Genomic DNA, 22,482 nt, shown 5'->3' on the forward strand with positions numbered 1-22,482 from the left:
CAGTCATGTATATCGTAAAAAAGCCTACTCATATTGCGGTGAGTAGGCTGACAATATTCGCGGTGTACTTGCTATAATTACTGCGCTTTTTGGGTCAGTTTTTTGGCTAGTTCAATTTTTTGTGCGTTTTGCTTATACATGTTTTCATAGCAGAAGTTGGTGGCCTCGATATAGCCTTCAACGCTACCGCAGTCGAAACGTCGACCTTTAAATTTATAGGCTAACACACAGCCGGATTTCGCTTGTTTGAGTAGGGCGTCAGTGATTTGGATCTCGCCGCCTTTGCCGGGTTCGGTTTGTTCGATCAGATCAAAAATATCTGGAGTCAGGATATACCGGCCGATAATCGCCAGATTACTTGGTGCGGTACCCGGTTCTGGTTTTTCGACCATATTATCGACTCGGAACAGATCATCTTTGATCATTTCGCCAGCGATCACGCCATATTTGTGGGTTTCATTTTCGGGTACTTCTTGTACCGCAACAATCGAGCAGCGGAACTGCTTGTACAGTGCAACCATCTGCATCAGTACCCCTTGCTGTTCATTGACACACAAGTCATCAGCCAGTACCACCGCAAACGGTTCGTCACCCACCAGCTCTTTACCGGTTAAAATTGCATGCCCTAAGCCTTTCATTTCACGTTGGCGAATGAAGGTAAAATTAGCACTTTCAATGATGTGACGGATATCAATTAGCAGATCTTCTTTATTGGTGCCGCGGATCTGATGCTCTAACTCATAGTTCATGTCAAAGTGATCCATGATCGATTGTTTACCTCGACCTGTCACAATACACATCCCCGTGATCCCGGCTTGAATCGCCTCATCAACCCCATATTCAATCAGTGGCTTGTTGACGATTGGCATCATCTCTTTAGGCATTGACTTAGTTGCAGGTAGAAAGCGGGTCCCGTAACCTGCCGCCGGAAATAGACACTTTTTAATCATAATTTCGATCCATGGTGTGCTAGGAAAAATAATTTCGACTCTACCATTTCTTATTCACCACTGCATTACGTTGCTGCGATAGGTGCCAAAAATGTGTGTAAAGTCTTACTGTTGCCACATATTATGCGTAGACTAACTGGTACGAAATATCAAATTACCGACTCTATCAAACTGTCCACTGTGGTTAATCCGCACATATTTGGGTATCCCCTTCCTACTTGAAGCTGCAGCGGTGTTGGCTAGGTTCGTTCACTCCAATCACATAGTTTGTCTATGCTCATAGGAATCAATCACTTGCCGCCTACCTGCAACTCGAAGTGGTTTGGGTATAGCTCTCGGCAGAGCCTCACATTCCTGATTGAATGAGATAAATATCACAATATATTTTGGTTCACCCAAGCAATTGCTTTGACGCGGTTTTTGACATTTAACTTCTTAAATATTTGATATAAATGTGATTTAACCGTGAACTCACTGATAAATAAACTTTCAGCAATTTGCATATTGGATGCACCAGTTTGTAAGCTGCGCAGAATTTGAATTTCACGAGCGGTGAGATCGACGGTCGCTTGTGTTTGATGAGTTTGGAATGCATAACGATAGTAGTGCAATAATTGACTGCTCACATGGCGCGGTAACCAATTTTGACCATTGATAATTTCACCTAGCCCATGGGCAATGAAATCAGTTTCATCACTGGCATAAAACAGCCCCTTCAAGTTACCAAAAGTTAGTAGTTCGTCAGTTTTTAAGCGCTTAGCTACGTTAAATAAAATCGTTTCAAAGTAGGGACTGGTGAGTTTCAGTGGTCCAAGTTGCTGGCGAATTTGGCCGCTCTGCCGATGGTCGAGCAGCAGAATTTTATGCTTATCAGATTGAAAGTCTTGCAATAAACGTGGTGGCTCAATAATAGGAATCGGCAAATCCAGTGTGGTGATTGCCGCCTGAATAGCAGGGTCTAAATCCTGTGGCTGAGGGGTGAGTAAGTAAATAGTGCGGGCGTAATTGGCTCGTTGCATGATGATTACCTACCTATACTGATATGAAATAGTGCCATTAATATGACCAAAAAAAGGTGCTGATGCTATGTGAACAGAGTAATTTGCGGAGCACCTCTATCGCGTAAGTAATCGATAGGTTTGTCAGTGAGTTGTTTTGGTGAAATGGTCTTAAGAAGCAAAATTTGTGAAACGGAGATTCATGTTGTGCTCAGCATAATCGGGGAATTCGATTGGTTCAGCCGACAAAACGGTGGTATCCTTGTCGACTACTTAAAATCAATAGATATGACCTGATTACGGAGCAAAACATGGCAAGCCGTGGCGTGAACAAAGTAATTTTGATTGGTAACTTAGGCCAAGATCCTGAAGTGCGTTATATGCCAAGTGGTGGCGCGGTAGCGAATATTACCATTGCGACTTCTGAAAGCTGGCGTGATAAAACGACCGGTGAACAGAAGGAAAAAACCGAATGGCACCGTGTGACGCTGTATGGAAAATTGGCAGAAGTTGCAGGTGAATATTTGCGTAAAGGCTCTCAAGTTTATATTGAAGGTCAATTGCAAACGCGTAAATGGCAAGATCAGAATGGTCAAGATCGTTACTCTACCGATATCGTGGTGCAAGGCTATAACGGGATCATGCAGATGCTTGGTGGCCGTGCACAACAAGGCGGTATGCCAGCCCAAGGTGGTATGAATCCTCCTGCGCAGCAAGGTAACTGGGGGCAACCACAGCAGCCGGTTAAACAGTCTCAACCGATCCAGCAACCTGCGCCGCAACAATATGCTCAGCCGCAATATAATGAGCCCCCGATCGATTTTGATGATGACATCCCATTCTAGGGGTGTGATTGACGAAAAAAGCCGCGAATTTCGCGGCTTTTTTATATAGTTATCTCAATTGGTTGTAATATAAATAGCTTGGGACTGGACTCCCAGTTGCAGCGCACAAGGAACATAGTACGAAATGAGGTATACACCGACATTAAAATTGAGTACTCGGCTCGTCGCGTTTGTGACCATGACGGTGATCAGCGCCATGTTTATCCTTTTTATTGGCGGGATATTATCTTTTCAGCGCCTCGGTCAGGAATATCTCAATCACTATCTGCAGGGTATTGTTGAGGTCGTCGATAAAGAGCTGGATGATCCTGATGCGCTACACGCTATGCCACATTGGATGCCGAAGATGCTGCAAGCCAGTGGCATTATTGAAATGCAACTTAGTTCTCAAACCACGGTTGTGTATCGTTTTAACGATGCAGATGCCAGTATTGACAGCACTCGTGTATCTCTAGTTACGCTGCCACTCAAACGCCACCCCGCTTATGTAGCACATTTTAAGGCTATTCCCCCCTATCTCAGTTATGCAGACTCTCCACAAGCGATGTGGTCGACTTCACTTGCCATCTTGTTGATTATATTGTTCCTACAGCGAGGGGTTAAGTGGTTAAAAGAACAACTATTCGGCTCCGAGCTTTTAGAAGAGCGTGGGCGAATGATTTTAGCTGGACGGGTTGAGCAGCATGCAAAAGGTGATCCTCGAGAATGGCCTTATACCGCTAGCGAAGCGATCGACCGCTTGATTGAAGAGTTGCAGGATGCTCGTCAAGAGCGTAGCCGCTTTGATACTTTCATTCGCAGCCAAACTTTTTTAGATCAATTAACCGGCACCGCGAATCGAGTGTTGTATGACAGCAAACTGGAATCCGCTTTGCTAGAGAGTGGCGCGCATGGTGGAGTGATGATGCTGCGGCTCGACGATCTAGAGTCGGCACGCGAAGATAGTTCGAAATTGTCAGTCGATGAGCTGATCGTAGAAGTCGGTCAGTGTTTGTCTAATATCGTACAGCGCTACCCAGATGCGATTTTATCTCGTTATTACGATGATGTATTCGCGCTGTTTATTCCTCATCAAGGGAGTAAAGAGGTGGCGCAGGTTGCTTCTCAAGCCGTCAAATTGATCGAGCGTCTTGTGCCACCAGAGCCGCTCAGTGAAGACAATTGGTTCCATATTGGTGTGACCATGTACCATGAAGGGGAGCGGCGTGGGCGGATCATTGATGAGATGGAGACCTCGCTTAAAAGTGCCCAATTACAGGGGGTTAATGCATGGAGTCGTTTTCAAAAACCGCAGCAGTTACCAGAAAGTCGCGGCAGTGTGCGGTGGCGTACTCTGTTTGAGCAAGCGCTGCAGCCTGATGCAATTTTATTATATCGTCAGGCCTGTTATCTCACTGCGGCTAATAGCGAACGTGAGTTGGTGCATTACGAATTGTTTGCCCGTATTCAAGATCCACAACATGGCATTCTGAAAGCTTCTCGTTTTAGTTCGGCGTTAGAAACGGTCGGTTATGAGGCGATGTTGGATCGCGCAGTTTTATGCAGCGTAGTGCATTTTATTAAGCAAACTGAGAACTGTGATCCTCTATCCATTAATTTACACGTTGTTCCATTTAGCAATAGAAGATATGCTCGCTGGATAACTAATGAACTGATGCAAATGCCATTTTCTTTGCGTTCGCGGCTCTCATTTGAGTTTTCTGAAGCGCACCTAATTAAGCATTTGGATTATATGCGCCCGATTGTGCGCATGTTAACTGGGTTAGGTTGTCAGGTAGTGGTTGGGCAAGCGGGCAGAACCATTGTTAGCACACACTACATCAAAGAGCTAAAAATTAATTATCTTAAACTGCATCGCAGTTTGATTAAAAAAATAGACCAACGTTACGAGAATCAACTGTTTATACGCAGTTTGGTTGGCGTGTGTAGTGGAACACAAACGGAGGTGATCGCGGTAGGGGTTGAAACACCACAGGAGTGGCAATCTTTACAGATGTTAGGAGTGAAAGGTGTGCAGGGACGACTATTTGATGAAGAGCGTCAGATGTTGCCGCTTCCATCGACAGAGCCAGCCAAATGCTCTCCTGCGATCTCTTTGACTCCCGTCAGTAAACGTAATCGATGGCGAATCAAATAACAGTGGCTGGAGAATGAAAATACCAAGCTGGACCAACCCATTAGGTTGGATAGGAAAATTATTTACTGCAAAAACGACTGCTCAGCAACTGTACGTCATGGTACAGCCAGAAAGTTTATTTTTTACCGCCGATGATCTGCCGCCGATCCCTGCTCAGCCGTTAAACCAGCAAAATTGGCAATCGGTGCTAGTGCAAACTTTACAGCAGCATGCGATTCATGATGTGCAAATACATCTGGTGCTTCATTCACAGCTTTATCAAACTTATCAAATCGATCAGCCCAATCTACCTCGTGAAGAGTGGTCTGCGGCATTGCCATTCTTGCTTAAAGACATGCTCAGTGAAAAAGTGACTGAGGTGGTGGCCGATGCGCATCTATTGCCTGATAGCGGTAAAGTACAGGCTTATGTGATCAATAAGCGCGTCATTCTGGAATTACAAAGCATGGCGCTAGCCGCGGGCTTAACGCTCGGCAAAATCATTCCCGAGCAAGCCATTTGGGGTTTAACGGGTGGCGAGCTTAGCCATTTTTTATTACTGCATCGAAGCTTAGGTGGCAGTTTTAAGCTGGATGCTTTTATTGATCGACAATGCAGCTTCCAGCGTACTTTGCGTGGAATTAGTGCACCAGTTACCGATAACGCGGCCAGCGCTTTGCAATTAGATAGTTTGGCGCTCGAATTACAACGCTCGATTGATTATCTGTCGGCGCAATTTAAAGGCGGTGCTTTACAGCAGCTCAAAGTGTGCTGCGATGGCGAAGATAGCCAAGCCTTACTCGCAGGACTGAATGAACGGTTAAGCGTTAGGGCTTCGGGGCTGGCAGGTGATGCCGCTTTATGCGGCGAGCAGTTAGCGCGTTATGTACGTCATGTATCGCAAGAATCGATCAATTTTTATCAATCGCATCTCAAACCTAAACGAGACCAATTTAGCTTAACCAACCTATTACTGGTTTGGTTGGCGGTCAGCACGCTGTGCTTATTTGGTTATGCCGGTATTGAATACCAAAATGCGCTAGCTCGCCAACAAGCACAAGCATTGTTGCAGCTAAATCAATCGTTGACGGAGCAAGCAGTGACCTTGCGTCAGCAAGCTGCAGCCCATCTTCCTTCGCCGGTGAAATTAGCGGCGATTGAACGGCTCAAAAAACAAATCACCGCCCAACAGCAAGTGCAACAAGCGATGGCGCAATTTGATGTGACCCAGCAAGCTGGTTACAGCGGAGTATTAAATTCGTTAGCGCAATTGGCTCGGCGTGATATCTCTTTAAACCGGATTGTGTTGGATGCTGTGCAGCTTAATGTGCAAGGATTAGCGCGCGATCCTGCGGCGATCCCTAATTGGATCAATCAGTTTAAACAAGAGGTAACCTTGTTAGGACGCAGCTTTGAACAATTGAAAATTGGCCGCAATGAGCAGGATATCATCACCTTTGAACTTAATTCTCAGCGCGGGGAGCGTAAATGATGTCTTATTGGCAAACCGTGGTGCGCCAGTTTTCAGCTCTTTCACTACGCGAAAAAGGCTTGATCGCGCTATGTGGTACGGTGTTGTTGGTGGTGGTATGGCTGATTGGATTGATTGAACCGGCTTTAAAGCAGGGACAAGCACACCAATTGCAGATGCAAAATTTACTCACCAATAACCAGCAACTGCAAAATGAAATGACGATACTGCAAGCCAAATTGGCGCGTAATCCAGATCACAATTTGGATCTGGAATTAGCCCAGCTGACGCGGCAAAGTCAAGATCTGGCTTTGCAACTTGCCGAGCAAATGACCGCTATGGTGGCGCCGTCCGAGATGCCGAATTTATTGGATAATGTGCTTAGGCAAAGCCAAGCGCTTAAATTGATCGCTTTAGAATCGTTACCAGCTGAACCGATCGTTCGTTCTAGCGATCCCAGTGTCAAATCAGACTACTATCTGCATCCGGTGCGCATGGAGTTGACCGGATCTTATTTTGCGATCCGTGATTATTTACAAGCTTTGGAAGCTTTGCCAGTCAAATATTATTGGCGCCGTTTTCACTATCAAGTTGAACGCTATCCACAAGCCAGGATGATCCTCGAAGTCTATACCTTGGGGAGTCGAGAGGAGTTTATTGGTGGTTAAATATGTAATGTTATTGGCGTTAATCGTGGTGAGTCAGAGTTATGCCAGCCAAGATCCCACTGCACCACTTGGTTGGCAGACGTCGAGCAAAGGAGATGCACTAACACCGCGTTATCGAGTACCAAGTCTGCAAAGTATTGTCTGTACTGAAGGAAAAAGTTGCTACGCAATTCTTGAGCAACAGGTGGTAGCTCAAGGGGATGTCTTGAATGGTTATCGGGTAGCGGCCATCCAACCCAATCAAGTCAAACTCACCCGAGAAGGGAAGGCTTGGCAATTAGCGCTCTTCGCTCTCGATATAAAACAATAAGGTAAGAAAGTCTTATGCGTAAAATCGTACTTGCTGCAGTGGTGACCTCGTTGATGGGATGTTCGATGGGACATCGCGATCCTATTGAAGCGAAGCAAGCACTAAACCAAGCTATTAACGAAACCAGCAGCCGTCAGATTGACCAATTACCTGCGTCAGTCGAAGCGGATCTGATGCCCAATATCGATTCAATCGCCGCTTTGCCTCCGAGAACCTTATCGCGCTTTCGGATCCAAGCCAAAGAAGTGGAAGCGAAAGCCTTTTTTACCAGCTTGATTCAGGGCACTGAATACAGCGCCGCGATCCATCCAGCGGTCACCGGGCGAATTACCCTCAATCTTAGTGATGTCACCTTAGATGAAGTGCTCGCTGTCATGCGTGATTTGTATGGCTTTGATGTGATTAAACAAGGCAAGGTGATCCAAGTTTATCCGGCAGGGCTTCGTACCGTGACCCTGCCGGTTGATTATCTGCAATTTAAACGTACTGGCCGCTCACTCACTGCGATCACGACTGGAACGACCACCAATACCGACACCAATAGTTCAGATTCCAACTCTTCGAACAGCCGTTACTCGGATAGTTATTCAAGAAACTCAAATTCAAGCCGAACCGATGCGCGTGGCGGCACTGAAATTGAAACGACCAATGAAAGTGATTTTTGGCCTCAGCTAGAGCAAGCGGTTGGTCAGTTGTTGGGGCGTCAAGCCGGACAAACGGTGATTGCGAATCCACAGGCTGGAGTGATCACTTTGCGCGCCTATCCTGATGAAATTCGTCAAGTTACCGAGTTTTTAGGTATCGCTCAGCAGCGTATGCAGCGCCAAGTGATTCTAGAAGCGAAAATTTTGGAAGTCACACTTAGTGATGGTTATCAACAGGGGATCAACTGGAGTAAAGCATTCTCTTCTAATGGCACCAATTACCAAATTGGCAGTGGTACGATTACGCAAGACAGTAATGGTAATCCGATCACTTCGGTGCTACCCGGTTTAGATACTATTGGCACTTTACTGGGCGGGCAGTCCAATGTGGTGGTCTCTAGTGGTAGTTTTGATGCGGTGATCAGCTTTATGGGTACTCAAGGTGATTTGAATGTACTTTCTAGCCCACGCGTAACCGCGGCAAATAACCAAAAAGCGGTGATCAAAGTCGGTACTGACGAATATTACGTGACCGACTTATCTAGCGTGGTGGGCAGTGGTGATAATGCTCAAGCTTCTCCGGATATTACTTTGACGCCATTTTTCTCGGGTATTTCATTGGATGTCACGCCACAAATTGATGATAGCGGCAATGTGTTGCTGCATGTCCATCCTGCGGTGATTGAAGTAGAACAGCAGACCAAACGTATTACTTATAACAACCAGCAAATTGAATTGCCGTTAGCCAAAAGTTCGATCCGTGAATCGGACTCGGTGATCCGTGCGAAAGACGGTGATGTGGTAGTGATCGGTGGCTTGATGAAGTCGCACACTCTAGATCGTGTTTCTAAAGTACCATTTTTCGGTGATGTGCCTGGCTTAGGTCATCTGTTTCGTAATACCTCGAAGCAAACTCAAAAGACCGAATTGGTGATTTTGCTTAAACCGACGGTAGTTGGGGTCAACACGTGGCAAAAAGAGTTAGAACGTTCACGCAGTTTGTTACAGGAATGGTTCCCAGATAACCAGTAACATTATGTATTTAAAACACTTTAATCTTGAACGTTTTCCGTTTCATCTCACTCCTGATACGCAGCTGTTTTTGGGGTTAGCCCCACATTTTGAAGCAATTCAAGTCCTCAGTGCTGCGATCACTATGGGGGAGGGGGTCACTAAGTTAACCGGAGAAGTTGGTACGGGCAAAACCATGGTATGTCGAATGTTACTGACACACTTAGGGGCTGATGTGGCACTGATTTATCTGCCTAATCCAATGCTGGATGCGATTGCGCTGCAGCAAGCGGTGGCGGCCGAATTACAGTTGGAGCTGTCGCCGAACGCACAAATGGTTGAGCAAATTCAAACCCGCTTGATTGAGTTACACCAGCAGGGGAAACGAATTGTGGCACTAGTTGATGAAGCTCAGGCGTTATCGGATGAGGCGTTAGAAACACTGCGGCTATTTGGTAATTTAGAGACTGAGCAGGCCAAATTATTACAGATTATTTTGATCGGACAGCCGGAGCTAGATACGCGTTTGGCTCAGCACCATTTGCGTCAATTTCGTCAGCGGATCACGTTTAATGTTCAGTTGCGACCATTGACCCAAGCCGAGACGATCATTTATATCGAGAGTCGTTTAAGTAAAGCTCAAGCACCTTGCTCTCTGTTTAGTGTCGCGCTGAAAAAAGCCGTTTGGCATGCATCACAAGGTATTCCGCGCTTGATCAATCAAATTTGTCATAAAGCTTTATTACTGGCTTGGTATGAATTAAGTCCAAGAGTTAAGCGGCACCATTTATTGGCGGCGATCGATGATACCTATGACAGTTGTAAACCGAGATTTAAGACCCCAGTCTTGTGGGGATGGAGTCAACCATGAGTGTGGTCAATCAAGCCTTGGCGCAAAGTGTTAAGCATAGCAAGTTAGGTCTGGATAATATCGAGCGGATCAAGGTCGAGCAACGCAAAGCTCGCCCGGCTTGGTTATGGGTGCTGGCAGGTTTTAGCGTTAGTTTGGCACTCGGTGGCTGGTCAGTTTCATGGCAATCTCCAGATCTGATGGCGACTTCACTTGATCTGCCGGTGCCACAAGCGAGGCCTTCTCCTACGCAAAAGACCACTCAGCAAGTGGTGGCTCTTTATAACGCGCCGGTCCTCAACTCCAGTGTAGTTAATCCGCCTGAGCTGTTGCCACCAGTTGAATCGCAGCCCTTGCCTGCGCTCGACGTGGTGCAAACATCGCCAGCTAAGGTGAAGAATAGCCAACCCTCGGTGCAATTGGCCGCGAATACTGCACCGCCTACTGTGGAGGCGTCTTCAGTTGCTGTGGTGACCAAACCGGTAATGATCGTACAACAAGTGGCACTGACCGCTGAGCAATTGGCCGAACAACAGGTGCAACGTGCGCAAAAAGCGTTAGCGAATCAGGACTTTCAAGCCGCCGTTAACGCTTATGCACAAGCGCTGCGTTATACCCCAAATGATGAAACCACGCGGCAAAAATTGGCGGCGTTGTATTATGGCAAAGGCGATGGGCGCAAAGCGTTTGATCTGCTGCAAGCGGGCATTGAACGTAACCCTGATGGTGAAATGCTGCGTTTAGCCTTGGCTAAGTGGCTGAGCAGAGAAAAGCAGGAGGCGGCTGCATTAGTGCCGTTGGCCTATTTACCCTCTCAGCCATCGGTCGAATATTTAGCCCTGCGTGCTGGATTAGCGCAGAAAACTAAACAAAATCACATGGCATTACAAAGCTACCAAAAGTTGACCGAACAAGATCCTAATAATGGGCGTTGGTGGCTCGGTTTAGCGATACAGCAAGAGCGAACCCAGCAGTGGGCTGCAGCGCAGTATGCCTATCAACAAGCGCTTAATAAAGTCGGCCTGTCTAGCCAATCTCATACATTTATTCATCAGCGTTTGCAGCAACTAAGTCGTGCCGAGGAGATGCCCAGTGCCCATTAATAAATTGCGTAAACGGCTTGGCGACTTATTGGTTGACGAGGGGATTATCAGTGAAGCGCAGCTTGAACAAGCGTTGAGTGCGCAAAAAAGCACTGGACGTCGTTTGGGTGACAATTTGATTGCGCTTGGTTTTTTAACCGAAAGCCAACTGCTGAACTTTTTGGCGCAGCAACTCGATTTACCGGTGATTGATTTAAGCCGAGCCAGTGTTGATATTGATGCGGTGCCACTACTGCCTGAAGTGCATGCGCGCCGTTTACGCGCACTGGTGATTGGTCGTCAAGGTGACACTTTGCGTATTGCGATGAGCGATCCGGCGGATTTGTTTGCGCAAGAAGCACTGCTCAACCAATTGCCTGAGTATCGTTTTGAGTTTGTGATCGCTCCTGAAAAACAGTTGGTTGAGGGGTTTGACCGTTTTTATCGGCGCACCAAAGAGATTATGTCATTTGCTGAGCAGTTACATGCTGAGCACCAAACTAACGATAGTTTTGATTTTGAAATCACCGATGCAGATAGCGATGAAGTGACAGTGGTCAAGCTGATCAACTCGCTCTTTGAAGATGCGATTCAAGTTGGCGCATCAGATATCCATATTGAACCGGATGCCAATGTACTGCGTTTACGGCAGCGGATTGATGGTATTTTGCATGAAACCTTGCTGCATGAGGTCAATATTGCCTCGGCATTAGTGCTGCGCTTAAAGCTGATGGCTAACTTAGATATTTCAGAGAAACGTTTGCCACAAGATGGACGCTTTCATCTGCGAGTTAAGGGGCAAGCGGTCGATATTCGGATGTCCACCATGCCGATCCAACATGGCGAATCGGTGGTGATGCGCCTACTCAATCAATCGGCTGGGGTACGTAAGCTAGAAGAGTCCGGCATTCCTGCACATCTGTTGCTGCGTCTTCGTCAACAGCTTAAGCGACCGCATGGAATGATTTTGGTGACCGGGCCGACGGGGTCAGGAAAAACTACTACCTTATATGGTGCTTTGAGTGAGCTGAACACCGCGGGCAAAAAAATCATTACCGCCGAAGATCCGGTCGAATATCGCATTGCACGGGTTAACCAAGTGCAGGTGAACCCGAAAATTAACCTCGATTTCTCAAGCTTATTACGCACTTTCCTGCGCCAAGACCCCGATATTATTTTGGTCGGCGAGATGCGCGATCAAGAAACGGTGGAAATAGGTTTACGTGCCGCATTAACTGGCCACTTAGTGTTAAGTACCTTACACACCAATGATGCGGTCGATAGTGCACTGCGCCTACTTGATATGGGCGCGCCTGGTTATTTGGTTGCCAGTGCGGTGCGCGCAGTGATTGCTCAGCGTTTGGTGCGCCGAATTTGCCCAGATTGCAGTCGGCCAGATGAGGTCGATGAGGCACATCGTCAATGGCTGGTGAGCCGCTTTCCTAATCAAGTCAATGCCAACTTTATGCGTGGTCGTGGTTGCCAAAACTGTAATTTAACCGGTTATCGCGGTCGGATCGGGGTATTTGAAATGCTCGAACTGGATCAGCCGATGATGGATTGCTTACGCGCCAATGATGCGGTGGCGTTTTCTCATACGGCACGCAGCAATGCCAATTATAAACCGCTGCTGGCCTCGGCAATGGAATTGGCGCTGCAAGGTACGGTCAGCTTGGATGAAGTGATGTCGCTGGGTGAAGGTGACTCTTCAGGCTTGATTGAACCGCTATATCTGTAGGAGCTGGCATGACGACTTTCTATTACCAAGGACGTGATACCAATGGCAGTAAAGCGGCTGGATTGCTGGAAGCTGCCAGTGAAGATTTGGCTGCGGACATATTGCTGAATAAAGGCATCGTCCCTACTTCGATTACTGCTCAAGCGGCCAAACGTGGTTTGAATGTCAATTGGCAAGTGTGGCTGACACCAGCGGTGCCGTTAGAAGTATTGGTGATGTTTTGTCGACAAATGTACAGCTTAACCAAGGCTGGAGTGCCGTTGCTGCGTTCAATGCATGGTTTAACTCAGCACTGCCATAATAAACAGCTTAAGCAGGCGCTGGAATCGGTGTGCCATGAGTTGACCAATGGTCGGAATCTTTCTGCATCGATGCAGTTGCACTCCGCTATCTTCAGTCCGCTGTTTGTGTCCATGATCCAGGTTGGTGAAAATACCGGCCGATTAGATCAAGCTTTGTTGCAACTGGCAAACTATTACGAGCAAGAGGTAGAGACTCGTAAGCGGATCAAAACTGCGCTGCGTTATCCGATATTTGTGATTAGTTTTGTGGTGATTGCAATGTTTATCCTCAACGTGAAAGTGATCCCGCAATTTACCAGTATGTTTAGTCGTTTTGGGGCAGAACTGCCGCTTGCGACGCGAATTTTGATCGCCACTTCCGATTTTTTTGTGAATTATTGGGGCTGGTTGTTAGCTGTTATCGCAGGATTGTTTTTGGTATTTCGCGGGTGGGTCAATACTCGTGAGGGACGAATTAAGTGGGATTCCATGCGGCTGCGCATGCCAATTGTTGGCGAGCTGGTTAATCGTGCTCAGTTATCGCGTTTTGCGCGCACTTTTTCACTGATGCTCTCCGCTGGCGTGCCACTCAACCAGTCGTTAGCCCTGTCGGCTGAGGCGATGGATAATAAGTTTCTTGAACAGTGTATCTTGGAGATGAAAAGCCAGATTGAATCCGGAGTTGCGATTTCAGCCACCGCCATTAACGCGAATATTTTTACTCCGTTAGTGATCCAGATGATCACGGTGGGTGAAGAGACAGGCCGCATCGATCAGCTATTGCTGGAAGTCTCCGATTTTTATGATCGCGAAGTGGATTATGACCTCAAAACCTTGACCGCAAGAATTGAGCCGATCCTGTTGGTATTGGTCGCAGGCATGGTGCTGGTGTTGGCGCTGGGCATCTTCCTACCGATGTGGGGCATGATGGATGCCATCAAAGGTCGCTGATGAAGCATGGCCTTCTGCGTGCTCGCTTAGTGGTTTGGTGGCTATTGCTGCTGATTTTATTGACGGCGTTGTTGGCGGCTTGGCGCGCGGTGTGGGTCGATACCGCACAAACCGCAATCGACATTACCCGCTTACGGATGATTGAACGGGCCAATCTTTATAAACAGCAGTGGCTGCTGCAAGGCCGGCCGAATAGATTGCCGATTGAACAGGATCAAATTGTTATCCAGCATGGATGGGTTTTCCCCAAGCGAGAGCAAACGGTGGATTGTGAAGCTGTGTTGAGCTTGCTCTATCCGCAGCGCACCTTGCTCAATCAGTGGCCGAGAGTAACCGGAATCGATTTAGCCGATGGTTATCGATGTCACTATCAATATGGTGAACGAGAGTACATCGAGGTCGAGTTGAACGGTCGTCACTTTGCGGTCGACATCAAACTTTTAATGTAGGTTTTTTCTTACATTGCCAGGTCTTATTGTTTAGAAAGGTGCGTATAATGTACGCCATACGTTGATAGTGAGTTAACAATATGCAGAAAATGCAGCAAGGCTTTTCATTAGTGGAGTTGGTAATCGTGATTGTGGTGGTCGGGTTACTGGCTGTCGCGGCTTTGCCTCGTTTTCTCGATGTCACTGATGAAGCGAAAAAAGCCAGCATTGAAGGAGTCGCCGGTGGTTTTGCAACTGGGGTGCTGTCGGCACGTGCGCAATGGGAAGCGAAAGCACGACCAACCGTCAACCAATATCCATCGATTAACTATGATGGGGTGGAATTTTGGTTAACCCGTTCAGCCACTGACGGCTATCGTGATGGTTACCCGCTTGGGCTCAATACCGATAATTCGAGCTACCCCACCACGATTACCGATCAAGCCTGTATTGATTTGATGGAGAATTTGCTGCAAAACCCGCCGCAAGTAGGAACCTCGGCGCAAGTGGCGGACAGTATTAATTATAAATATGCCGCGCTAGCCGATGCCAGTGCCGTGACTTGTACTTATCGGCAAAATGAGCGCGGCAGCCAACATCAATTTGTGTATGAAATTAAAACCGGTCGAGTGACCGTCACTTTGCAGTAATGCTTTAAGCATTCATCTTGAAATATTCACCTTTAAAAAGAGAGAGCGTAATAATGAAAAAACACAGTGGTTTCACCCTGATTGAATTGGTGGTGGTGATTGTCATTTTGGGTATTTTGGCTGTGACTGCCGCGCCCCGTTTCCTAAACTTGCAACAAGATGCGCGTAAAGCATCGCTGCAAGGCTTAAAAGGCGCGATTGATGGCGCAGCCGGGATTGTGTATGGCAAAGCGGCGATTGATGGTAAAGAGACGGCTTCAAATGAAAGCGTTGATAATATTAGTATTGTGTATGGTTATCCGGCAGCAACATCGACGGGTATTGGTAATGCGGTAGTGGGGCTCGATTCTGATTGGAAAATGAGTGTTTCTGGTGGAAGTGCCACTATTACCTTTAAAGATAGTACCAATGATAACTGCTATGTACAGTACACTCAAGCGACTAGTACTGCAGTGGATACTGCGGCTAAAGCTGAAGTATTTGCCACAGGCTGTTAATCACAGCAGCAAAAATAAAGTCAGCTTCGCTGACTTTATTTTTACGCAAACCTCGGTATGTCTTGAGCTATGACTCGCTATAAAGCCTTTACCCTGATTGAACTGCTGGTGGTGATTATTCTGCTCGGGGTACTTTCTGCCTATGCTGCCAGCCGCTTGATTGGGGTCGGCAGCTTTGCGGCGTTTACTGCCCAAGAGCAGGCGATCTCGATTATTCGCCAAATTCAAGTCAGTCGCATGCAATCCAATCTGGCCGACAGTGAGCTACTGGCCAATGGCCATTATGTGTTGGCGATCCATAGTCATTGTTTAGGCTCGGTCGCGGGCTGCAATAGTGCTAGCACTGAGCGGCGTAGTGATGTGCTGCGTGCCGAACCGCTCAGCTTTACCACCCAACCCAGCTTAATCAATCAAAGTTTAGCGTTTGATTTGCTAGGCAATCCACAAGATCCAGCGACACCGACATCGGGAGTGACGATTACTCTCCGTGCACCAGACAGCTCGGCCGCGTTATGCATTAACGCGCAAGGTTATATCGCCAAAGGGGCGTGCCAATGAAACATAGCAACGGCTTTACCTTGATTGAAAGCATAGTCGCGATTGTGATCATGGGCTTTGCCATGCTGGTGCTTACTAGTTTGTTATACCCACAGGTTGAACGTTCTGCCACGCCACATTATCAAATGCGTGCCGCCCATTTAGGTCAAAGCGTGATGAGCCAGATTTTGGCACGGGGCTTTGATCAGCAGAGTGATTTTGATGGCGGCGAGTGGCGTTGTGGTGAAACTAAACCGAATACCACTACTGTTAAGTTGTGTTCAGCAACGCTTGGTCGTGATGCCGGTGAGGGCTCGCCCGCCGAGTTTAATGATGTGGATGATTATATCGGCTGCTGGTACGCCGATGATGCGAGCCGCTGCGGCTCGCAAACACAGCATTACCCGATGAGCAATATTCTCGGTGATGAGATTATCGCTAACTATCGTCATTTTTCCGTGTTGATCGATGTCTCGTATGTCGATCAGGCCTTTGCGCCGGTCAACCAGATAACCGACCTGAAACGGATTGAGCTGGTGGTGGATACCGATCGTTACGGTCGGTATGCCTTTGTCGCTTATCGAGGGAATTATTGATGCCAACGCGCGGTTTTACCCTGATTGAAATGATCTTAACCATCATCATCGGTTCGATTTTAGTGCTTGGCATCGCCGGTTTTGTTGAGCTGGGCAGCCGAGGTTATGCCGATACGGTCGCTCGCCAGCGCATCCAAACTCAAGCCAAATTTGTGCTAGAAAAAATGACGCGTGAACTGCGCCATGCGGTACCCAATAGCTTTGCCATTACCCAAAGCAGCAGCCAGCAGCAGTGCTTAAGTTTTTATCCGATTGTTTATTCGGGTTTCTATCATTTAGAGGCCAAAGATAGCAAACAACTATCGTTTGTGGTTGGTAACCACACGGGCGGTAGTGCTGGGTTGGATTTTACTGGGCTAAAGATGATGATTAACCCGACCCATTACAGCGAATTTGATTCTGATACGACGATCACTCTGAGCGGTAGTGCAACCAAAATCAGTTTAGCGAAGCCGCTGGCCAGTCAATCGGTCGGTCAGCGTTTCTATCTGTACCGTGATGTGGTGGCCTATTGCCTTAACTTGACGACGAACATGATGACTCGTAATGGCATACCAGTGGCCGATAGTGTAGTTGCTGGTCAATTTAGTTACGCAGACCCAACCTTACAGCGCGGTGGCGTGGTGCATTTATCGCTTGGTATTGCGCAAAATGGCGAGCGCAGTGATTTTGAACAGGATGTGCAGGTACTCAATGTCCCGTAATATCAAAAAACAGGCTGGCAATTTGTACATTGTGGCGATCTTCGTGATTGTGGTGATGGGTTTGCTGGCGGCTGCGTTAAGCCGGATTGAGTGGTCAAATCAGGATGCTTTATCGCGCGATGTGCTGGGAACGCAGGCATGGTTTGCCGCCCATTCATTAAATGAGTTGGCGTTAACCCAATTTTATCCGCTCAATGCTTCATCGGCGGTGAGTTCGAACTGTGCCGATAACGCAGCGCTACAAACGGCAATGGATCGCTTGATTGCCGAGTATCCCGGCTGTTCGGTATCGGTGAGTTGTCGAACGCTAGGTGAACTGGATAACCAAAGCCTATTTCAACTCGAAAATCTTGTTCGCTGTGGCTCAGGACTGCATCAGGTTGAAAGAGCACAACAAGTGGTGGTGAAGGAGTGAGGATGTCAATGAAATGGATGATTGGTGGGTTAATTCTATTTTTGTTGTTACCCGTGACTTATGCCGCCGATGATTTCTCAGCACTAGAAAGAGCCTTTAATACCCCAGTGCAAACCTGGCGTAATGCGGAGATGGGAATATTAACCTTAGGTGGTGATACGCGGATTTATGGTTTCAATGATGAAGATAAGGATTCGGATGACCAAATTAAAATTAAACTAAACAGTATTGCTGATAATGATGCTTGGAAAAAGTTTTGTCATATTGGTTATGTGGAAAATAAGCCTCCAGGTTACCGATGTGAGACTGATGTAGTAGATAACATTATTAATTTCGATACGATACCTAAGTTTGATGTTGATTTTAATGATGTTGAAAATATAACAATGATTAATTCATCTATTATAGACAGAGAATTTACATCCATAATTGATGAGTTTGAATTGCCTATTGTTGCTGGTGATTATAATAAGATCAGCATTAGAGGTAGTGGTATTGTCACTTTTCCAATTGGTGATTTTAAGATAAAAAATCTTGAGTTGGGCAATGCAATAAAGGTTATTTTTCCTGAGGGTTCAAATTATGAGATTAATCAAATGTCCACTAGCTCATGGTCAGTTCAAGATAAAATATCACTCACTTCTTATGCCAATAGTTTAACAGTCAAAGATGTCACATTTTCTAATGCTGAACTTTATTTAGAAAAAGGCCATAATCGCTTTGAACGTTTAACTGTAACCAATAGCTCTATTTTAAAAGTGCATGCTGATGCGACTATTTTTTTAATGGAGTTAAATATTAGCAATAGCGCTAATGTTTTTTTCGATGGAAAGCGTAGTCGTCTAAACTTTAAAGCGAAACAATATACACTTTCTGATAGTGCGAGTAAGGTGTATTTTTCTAACGGCATATATCATATATACAATTACAATAATGGTAGTGGTCAAAATGAAAGTTTATATCAAGGTGATGTGACAATAGTTTCTAATCGAGTTAGGTTGTCTGGAAGCTATAAAAAAGAAATTCAGCGAATAAAAATATTTGCCCTAGATGATAAAAATGGTTCTGAGGCTAATTTTGAGATATTAGGTAGTGCAAATATATGCGTCAATGCTTTTAGTCGTAGACGTATTTCTATAACAGAAAATGGAGAGATTATTGGTTCGGTGATTGCCGATCAGATACAAATGGGTGGCAGTGGTAGAATAAGATACTATCCAGGTAGCGCTTGTTCAGAAGCGGAAGTGAATCCGAATAACTACCAACTGCAATTGACTCCTGTGGTGAATTACAGCTTAATTTGCCAGCCGCAGCAACTGCAGTTTCAGGTGCTCGATAGCAATAATCAACCGACCGGAAGCTTTACTGGCACCATTGATATCACCCCTAGTAACGCCAATTTAACCCCAGTGAGCGGTAAAGGCTCTGGCAGCGATGGTCGCTACACTCCCAACTCAGCGGGTGAATTGTGGCTAGATTTACGTGTTCCCCAAGGCTCAGGCAGTCAAACTCTGACCATTAGCGGCACGCTTAATCCGCAAGGGAGCAGCAATTCAGTGACCGGTACTTATCACTTTGTGCCTTATAAATTCGCTACCGAAGAGCAATATGTGATTGCCAATAAACCGCAAAAGGTCGAGGTGAAAGTACTGGCTTGCAATGATGATGGTGACGTGGTGGATGTTAACTACAGTGGCACGCCGCAAGTCAGTTCGGCTTGGGTTGCCCCGACATCTGATGTGGCGCAGGGAGATCTGACTTTCACACCCGTGTTTACTCAAGGGGTTGCCAATAGTGAACTGACGATGGAAGACTCAGGCCACAAAACGGTGGCATTGGAAGATGCCAGTTTTGATTGCTCAACGTTGGGAGATGATTGCCCAATCGAGGACAACACAACCCTAAAAGGCAGTTTTGAGGTTTATGCTCGCCCGTGGACCTTGGCAATTTGTTCACCGAGTGGTCATGAGATGAATGGCGATATTATTGATCAAGAGAGTGTCGGTTTTGCTGCTGCCGGTGCGGCATTTGATCTGCATCTTCGACCGCTGCGCTGGGTGAGTAATTCCGGCGATAAGAGTGATCCGCTAACCGGTGGCAATGCTATTGAAACGTCAGAATATTGTAACTCTCCCATCACACAAAACTTTTTTTCTGGTATGGCATCGTTAGAGACCAAAGTGCAACTCACTCATCAGGTGGCTCAACCTGAGGGAGGATATGATGGTGAGCTGAAGGGTACGCTTGAACAGTTCAATACCGCCGGAAAAGAGAATGTGCCATTTAATGGATTAAGCTGGAGTGAGGTGGGTGTTTTGCGGGTCAATGCTGATATTGATGGCACCTATCTTGGCATGAAAGTGAATCAAGGCTATCGCAATATTGGTCGTTTTTATCCGGCTTATTTCAAATTGACTGAATCGAAGTGGTGGATTGATGATCAGAATAATATCGCTTATCTATCTCAACCGTATAATAAAGCACAGTTTGTTATTGTTCCTTATGCTTTAGACGGCGGCAGGGTAAAAAACTATGCCGATTTTGGTAGTGAGGTTATCGCGCAAATTGATGGGTTAGATGATGAAAAATATCCGAGTCGATTGCTGGTCGATATTGCATCGGGTAAATGGTTGAAAGATGCTGATGATACCACACAATGGTCTGTTATTTTGGGTAAAGAATATAAGAATGCTGCAGTATTTAATCGTAAATATCAATTAACAGAATCTGGATCAGATAAATTAACGGTGGAAGGTAAACAGTTCTCTATGGTTGATGGTCCGTTTAATATTCCGTCGCAGTCTTTAATATTCGATGAACAATCAACACGCACACATTTTGGTTTAACAGTTGAAGGAGTTGATCCGGTCGAAGCGCGTGTGAATATTGAGCAACGTAAACCAGAGATTGAGTGTATAAACTATGTTGATGAGCAGCAGCTCAATAGCTGTCAGCTTACCTTTCCTGTTCAACCTCCTGCTCGCTATGGACGGATGGTGATGGATGATGTGGGCGGTACCTCGGTGAGTAAGATTGCTATCCCATTGCGGGTCGAATATTGGCAGGGCAGTCGATTTACCACTAATCTCGCTGATTCTGGATCGGTTTACGCCACGCTTGATAATTACATCTGTAAACAAACGCTGTGGCCGTCACCCAGTAGCCCGTCAAATGCCAAACTGAGCGGCTCCGATACGCAACCATGGACTAAGGTTTCGCAAGGGCAGAGTAAGCAGCTAGTGGCAGAACCTCATGCCACCGAAGATACTCAAGGGTTACGCGAACAAATCCGTTTTTGGCTGCGTCTGGATAATGATCAAACTAACCTTGAGGATAACAAGCGCTCTCCTCAGGTGGGAGAAGAGGGAGTCAACTGCGGCACGCAATACACTTCCCAACCTTGGCTACAGTATAACTGGTTTGCGCGTGGCGATGAGGATCCATCGGCAGTGGTCACATTTGGGATCCATCGCGGTAACGATAAGATCATTTTCCGTGGTGAAACACGACTGAGTGGTCAGTAATCGGTGATTTTTACTCACTCCAGTTAGGAATCTGTTAGAAATTGCGGGTTTCACTCCATGTTTATGGATCAACGCCTTGCTGTGATGGCAAGGCGTTGGTACATTTAGTGCAATTTTTATCTTCTCATTTCTTGCAGGACGAACGAAGAATATGTTCAAAAAACTTCGTGGCATGTTTTCTAACGACCTATCGATCGATTTAGGCACCGCCAATACACTTATTTATGTTAAAGGACAGGGGATTGTTCTTGATGAACCTTCTGTCGTTGCTATCCGTCAAGACAAAGGCCGTGGCGGTAAAACCGTTGCTGCTGTGGGGCACGCTGCCAAGCAAATGCTCGGTCGAACTCCTGGCAATATTTCAGCCATTCGACCAATGAAAGATGGTGTGATTGCTGATTTCTATGTCACTGAAAAAATGCTGCAGCATTTTATTCGTCAAGTACATGACAACAGCGTGTTGAAACCAAGCCCACGAGTTTTAGTGTGTGTGCCTTGTGGTTCAACTCAAGTTGAGCGTCGTGCGATCCGTGAATCGGCACTCGGTGCGGGTGCACGTGAAGTGTACCTAATTGATGAGCCAATGGCCGCAGCGATTGGTGCTGGTCTGCGTGTTTCTGAGCCAACCGGTTCTATGGTGATTGATATTGGTGGTGGTACCACTGAAGTAGCGGTGATCTCGCTAAATGGCGTGGTTTACTCATCATCAGTTCGTATCGGTGGTGATCGCTTTGATGAAGCGATTATTAATTATGTGCGCCGTAATTACGGTAGCTTAATTGGTGAAGCGACCGCAGAAAAAATCAAACACGAGATTGGTTCTGCGTATCCGGGCGATGACGTGCAAGAAATTGAAGTGCGTGGTCGTAACCTAGCGGAAGGTGTACCACGTAGCTTTACCCTGAACTCCAATGAAATTCTTGAAGCGCTGCAAGAACCTCTGACCGGGATTGTCTCTGCGGTGATGGTGGCATTAGAGCAATGCCCACCAGAGTTGGCTTCTGACATTTCTGAAAATGGCATGGTGCTGACCGGTGGTGGTGCGCTACTAAAAGATCTCGATCGTTTGCTGATGGAAGAAACTGGTATTCCCGTAGTGATTGCCGATGATCCACTGACTTGCGTTGCTCGTGGTGGTGGTAAAGCTTTAGAAATGATCGACATGCACGGTGGCGATCTGTTTAGCGAAGAATAAACCATAGTGTCGTGCCCACTG

21 protein-coding genes are annotated in these 22,482 nt (G+C 46.5%); 19 read left to right on the plus strand and 2 right to left on the minus strand.

Annotated elements, in window-relative coordinates; all coding sequences use genetic code 11:
* Window positions 1–77 precede the first annotated feature (77 nt).
* Complete coding sequence (gene galU, locus OOK74_RS01425; RefSeq protein WP_277207138.1) at window positions 78–950, minus strand: UTP--glucose-1-phosphate uridylyltransferase GalU; 873 nt, start codon at window positions 948–950, stop codon at window positions 78–80.
* Between the two features lie 374 nt (window positions 951–1,324).
* Window positions 1,325–1,969, minus strand: coding sequence for a LuxR C-terminal-related transcriptional regulator (locus OOK74_RS01430; RefSeq protein ID WP_278182971.1), 645 nt, complete (start codon window positions 1,967–1,969; stop codon window positions 1,325–1,327).
* A gap of 290 nt (window positions 1,970–2,259) precedes the next feature.
* Between OOK74_RS01430 and OOK74_RS01435 the strand changes: the two genes are divergently transcribed.
* From OOK74_RS01435 to OOK74_RS01525, 19 genes are all read left to right on the plus strand, one after another.
* Window positions 2,260–2,793: a single-stranded DNA-binding protein gene (locus OOK74_RS01435; protein ID WP_274723504.1), complete on the plus strand. Its 534-nt coding sequence runs from the start codon at window positions 2,260–2,262 to the stop codon at window positions 2,791–2,793.
* 124 nt (window positions 2,794–2,917) lie between these two features.
* Window positions 2,918–4,930 (plus strand): RNase E specificity factor CsrD, encoded by a 2,013-nt coding sequence (csrD, locus tag OOK74_RS01440; protein WP_274723503.1) that lies wholly within the window; start codon window positions 2,918–2,920, stop codon window positions 4,928–4,930.
* Between the two features lie 13 nt (window positions 4,931–4,943).
* Window positions 4,944–6,401 carry an MSHA biogenesis protein MshI gene (locus tag OOK74_RS01445; protein WP_278182972.1) on the plus strand — a complete coding sequence of 486 codons (1,458 nt, stop codon included), beginning with the start codon at window positions 4,944–4,946 and terminating at the stop codon, window positions 6,399–6,401.
* Entirely contained in the window at window positions 6,398–7,048 is a 651-nt protein-coding gene (locus OOK74_RS01450; RefSeq protein ID WP_274723501.1) for a type IV pilus inner membrane component PilO, read from the plus strand. The genes OOK74_RS01445 and OOK74_RS01450 overlap by 4 nt, the downstream gene beginning before the upstream one ends.
* Before the next feature lie 7 nt (window positions 7,049–7,055).
* Window positions 7,056–7,358 carry an MSHA biogenesis protein MshK gene (locus OOK74_RS01455; protein WP_278183245.1) on the plus strand — a complete coding sequence of 101 codons (303 nt, stop codon included), beginning with the start codon at window positions 7,056–7,058 and terminating at the stop codon, window positions 7,356–7,358.
* 14 nt (window positions 7,359–7,372) lie between these two features.
* A complete protein-coding gene (gene mshL / locus OOK74_RS01460; RefSeq protein WP_278182973.1) occupies window positions 7,373–9,034 on the plus strand; it encodes a pilus (MSHA type) biogenesis protein MshL in 1,662 nt (553 codons plus the stop codon).
* Between the two features lie 4 nt (window positions 9,035–9,038).
* The gene (locus tag OOK74_RS01465; protein WP_277207133.1) at window positions 9,039–9,884 is read left to right on the plus strand and encodes an ExeA family protein; all 846 of its coding nucleotides are present in this window, start codon (window positions 9,039–9,041) and stop codon (window positions 9,882–9,884) included.
* Window positions 9,881–10,966: a tetratricopeptide repeat protein gene (locus tag OOK74_RS01470; RefSeq protein WP_278182974.1), complete on the plus strand. Its 1,086-nt coding sequence runs from the start codon at window positions 9,881–9,883 to the stop codon at window positions 10,964–10,966. The genes OOK74_RS01465 and OOK74_RS01470 overlap by 4 nt, the downstream gene beginning before the upstream one ends.
* Entirely contained in the window at window positions 10,956–12,683 is a 1,728-nt protein-coding gene (gene mshE, locus OOK74_RS01475; protein ID WP_278182975.1) for an MSHA fimbrial ATPase MshE, read from the plus strand. Before OOK74_RS01470 ends, mshE begins: the two co-directional genes overlap by 11 nt.
* A gap of 8 nt (window positions 12,684–12,691) precedes the next feature.
* On the plus strand, window positions 12,692–13,915 hold the full coding sequence (locus tag OOK74_RS01480; RefSeq protein WP_278182976.1) for a type II secretion system F family protein: 1,224 nt from the start codon (window positions 12,692–12,694) through the stop codon (window positions 13,913–13,915).
* Window positions 13,915–14,364, plus strand: a complete 450-nt coding sequence (locus tag OOK74_RS01485; RefSeq protein ID WP_274723495.1) for an MSHA biogenesis protein MshF — start codon at window positions 13,915–13,917, stop codon at window positions 14,362–14,364. Before OOK74_RS01480 ends, OOK74_RS01485 begins: the two co-directional genes overlap by 1 nt.
* Before the next feature lie 80 nt (window positions 14,365–14,444).
* The gene (locus OOK74_RS01490) at window positions 14,445–14,993 is read left to right on the plus strand and encodes a prepilin-type N-terminal cleavage/methylation domain-containing protein (RefSeq protein ID WP_274723494.1); all 549 of its coding nucleotides are present in this window, start codon (window positions 14,445–14,447) and stop codon (window positions 14,991–14,993) included.
* Between the two features lie 53 nt (window positions 14,994–15,046).
* Entirely contained in the window at window positions 15,047–15,490 is a 444-nt protein-coding gene (locus OOK74_RS01495) for a type II secretion system protein (protein ID WP_278182977.1), read from the plus strand.
* A 69-nt stretch (window positions 15,491–15,559) separates the two neighbouring features.
* The gene (locus tag OOK74_RS01500; RefSeq protein ID WP_278182978.1) at window positions 15,560–16,048 is read left to right on the plus strand and encodes a type II secretion system protein; all 489 of its coding nucleotides are present in this window, start codon (window positions 15,560–15,562) and stop codon (window positions 16,046–16,048) included.
* Window positions 16,045–16,623 carry a type IV pilus modification PilV family protein gene (locus OOK74_RS01505; RefSeq protein ID WP_278182979.1) on the plus strand — a complete coding sequence of 193 codons (579 nt, stop codon included), beginning with the start codon at window positions 16,045–16,047 and terminating at the stop codon, window positions 16,621–16,623. The genes OOK74_RS01500 and OOK74_RS01505 overlap by 4 nt, the downstream gene beginning before the upstream one ends.
* Window positions 16,623–17,327 carry a PilW family protein gene (locus OOK74_RS01510; RefSeq protein WP_278182980.1) on the plus strand — a complete coding sequence of 235 codons (705 nt, stop codon included), beginning with the start codon at window positions 16,623–16,625 and terminating at the stop codon, window positions 17,325–17,327. Before OOK74_RS01505 ends, OOK74_RS01510 begins: the two co-directional genes overlap by 1 nt.
* Window positions 17,317–17,742, plus strand: a complete 426-nt coding sequence (locus OOK74_RS01515; protein ID WP_278182981.1) for an MSHA biogenesis protein MshP — start codon at window positions 17,317–17,319, stop codon at window positions 17,740–17,742. The genes OOK74_RS01510 and OOK74_RS01515 overlap by 11 nt, the downstream gene beginning before the upstream one ends.
* A gap of 8 nt (window positions 17,743–17,750) precedes the next feature.
* Window positions 17,751–21,266 carry a DUF6701 domain-containing protein gene (locus OOK74_RS01520; protein WP_278182982.1) on the plus strand — a complete coding sequence of 1,172 codons (3,516 nt, stop codon included), beginning with the start codon at window positions 17,751–17,753 and terminating at the stop codon, window positions 21,264–21,266.
* Between the two features lie 151 nt (window positions 21,267–21,417).
* Window positions 21,418–22,461 (plus strand): rod shape-determining protein, encoded by a 1,044-nt coding sequence (locus tag OOK74_RS01525; protein ID WP_000473772.1) that lies wholly within the window; start codon window positions 21,418–21,420, stop codon window positions 22,459–22,461.
* Window positions 22,462–22,482: the final 21 nt, after the last annotated feature.

It is taken from the genome of Vibrio misgurnus (genome assembly GCF_029635775.1).
GTDB classification, from domain to species: domain Bacteria; phylum Pseudomonadota; class Gammaproteobacteria; order Enterobacterales; family Vibrionaceae; genus Vibrio; species Vibrio chanodichtyis.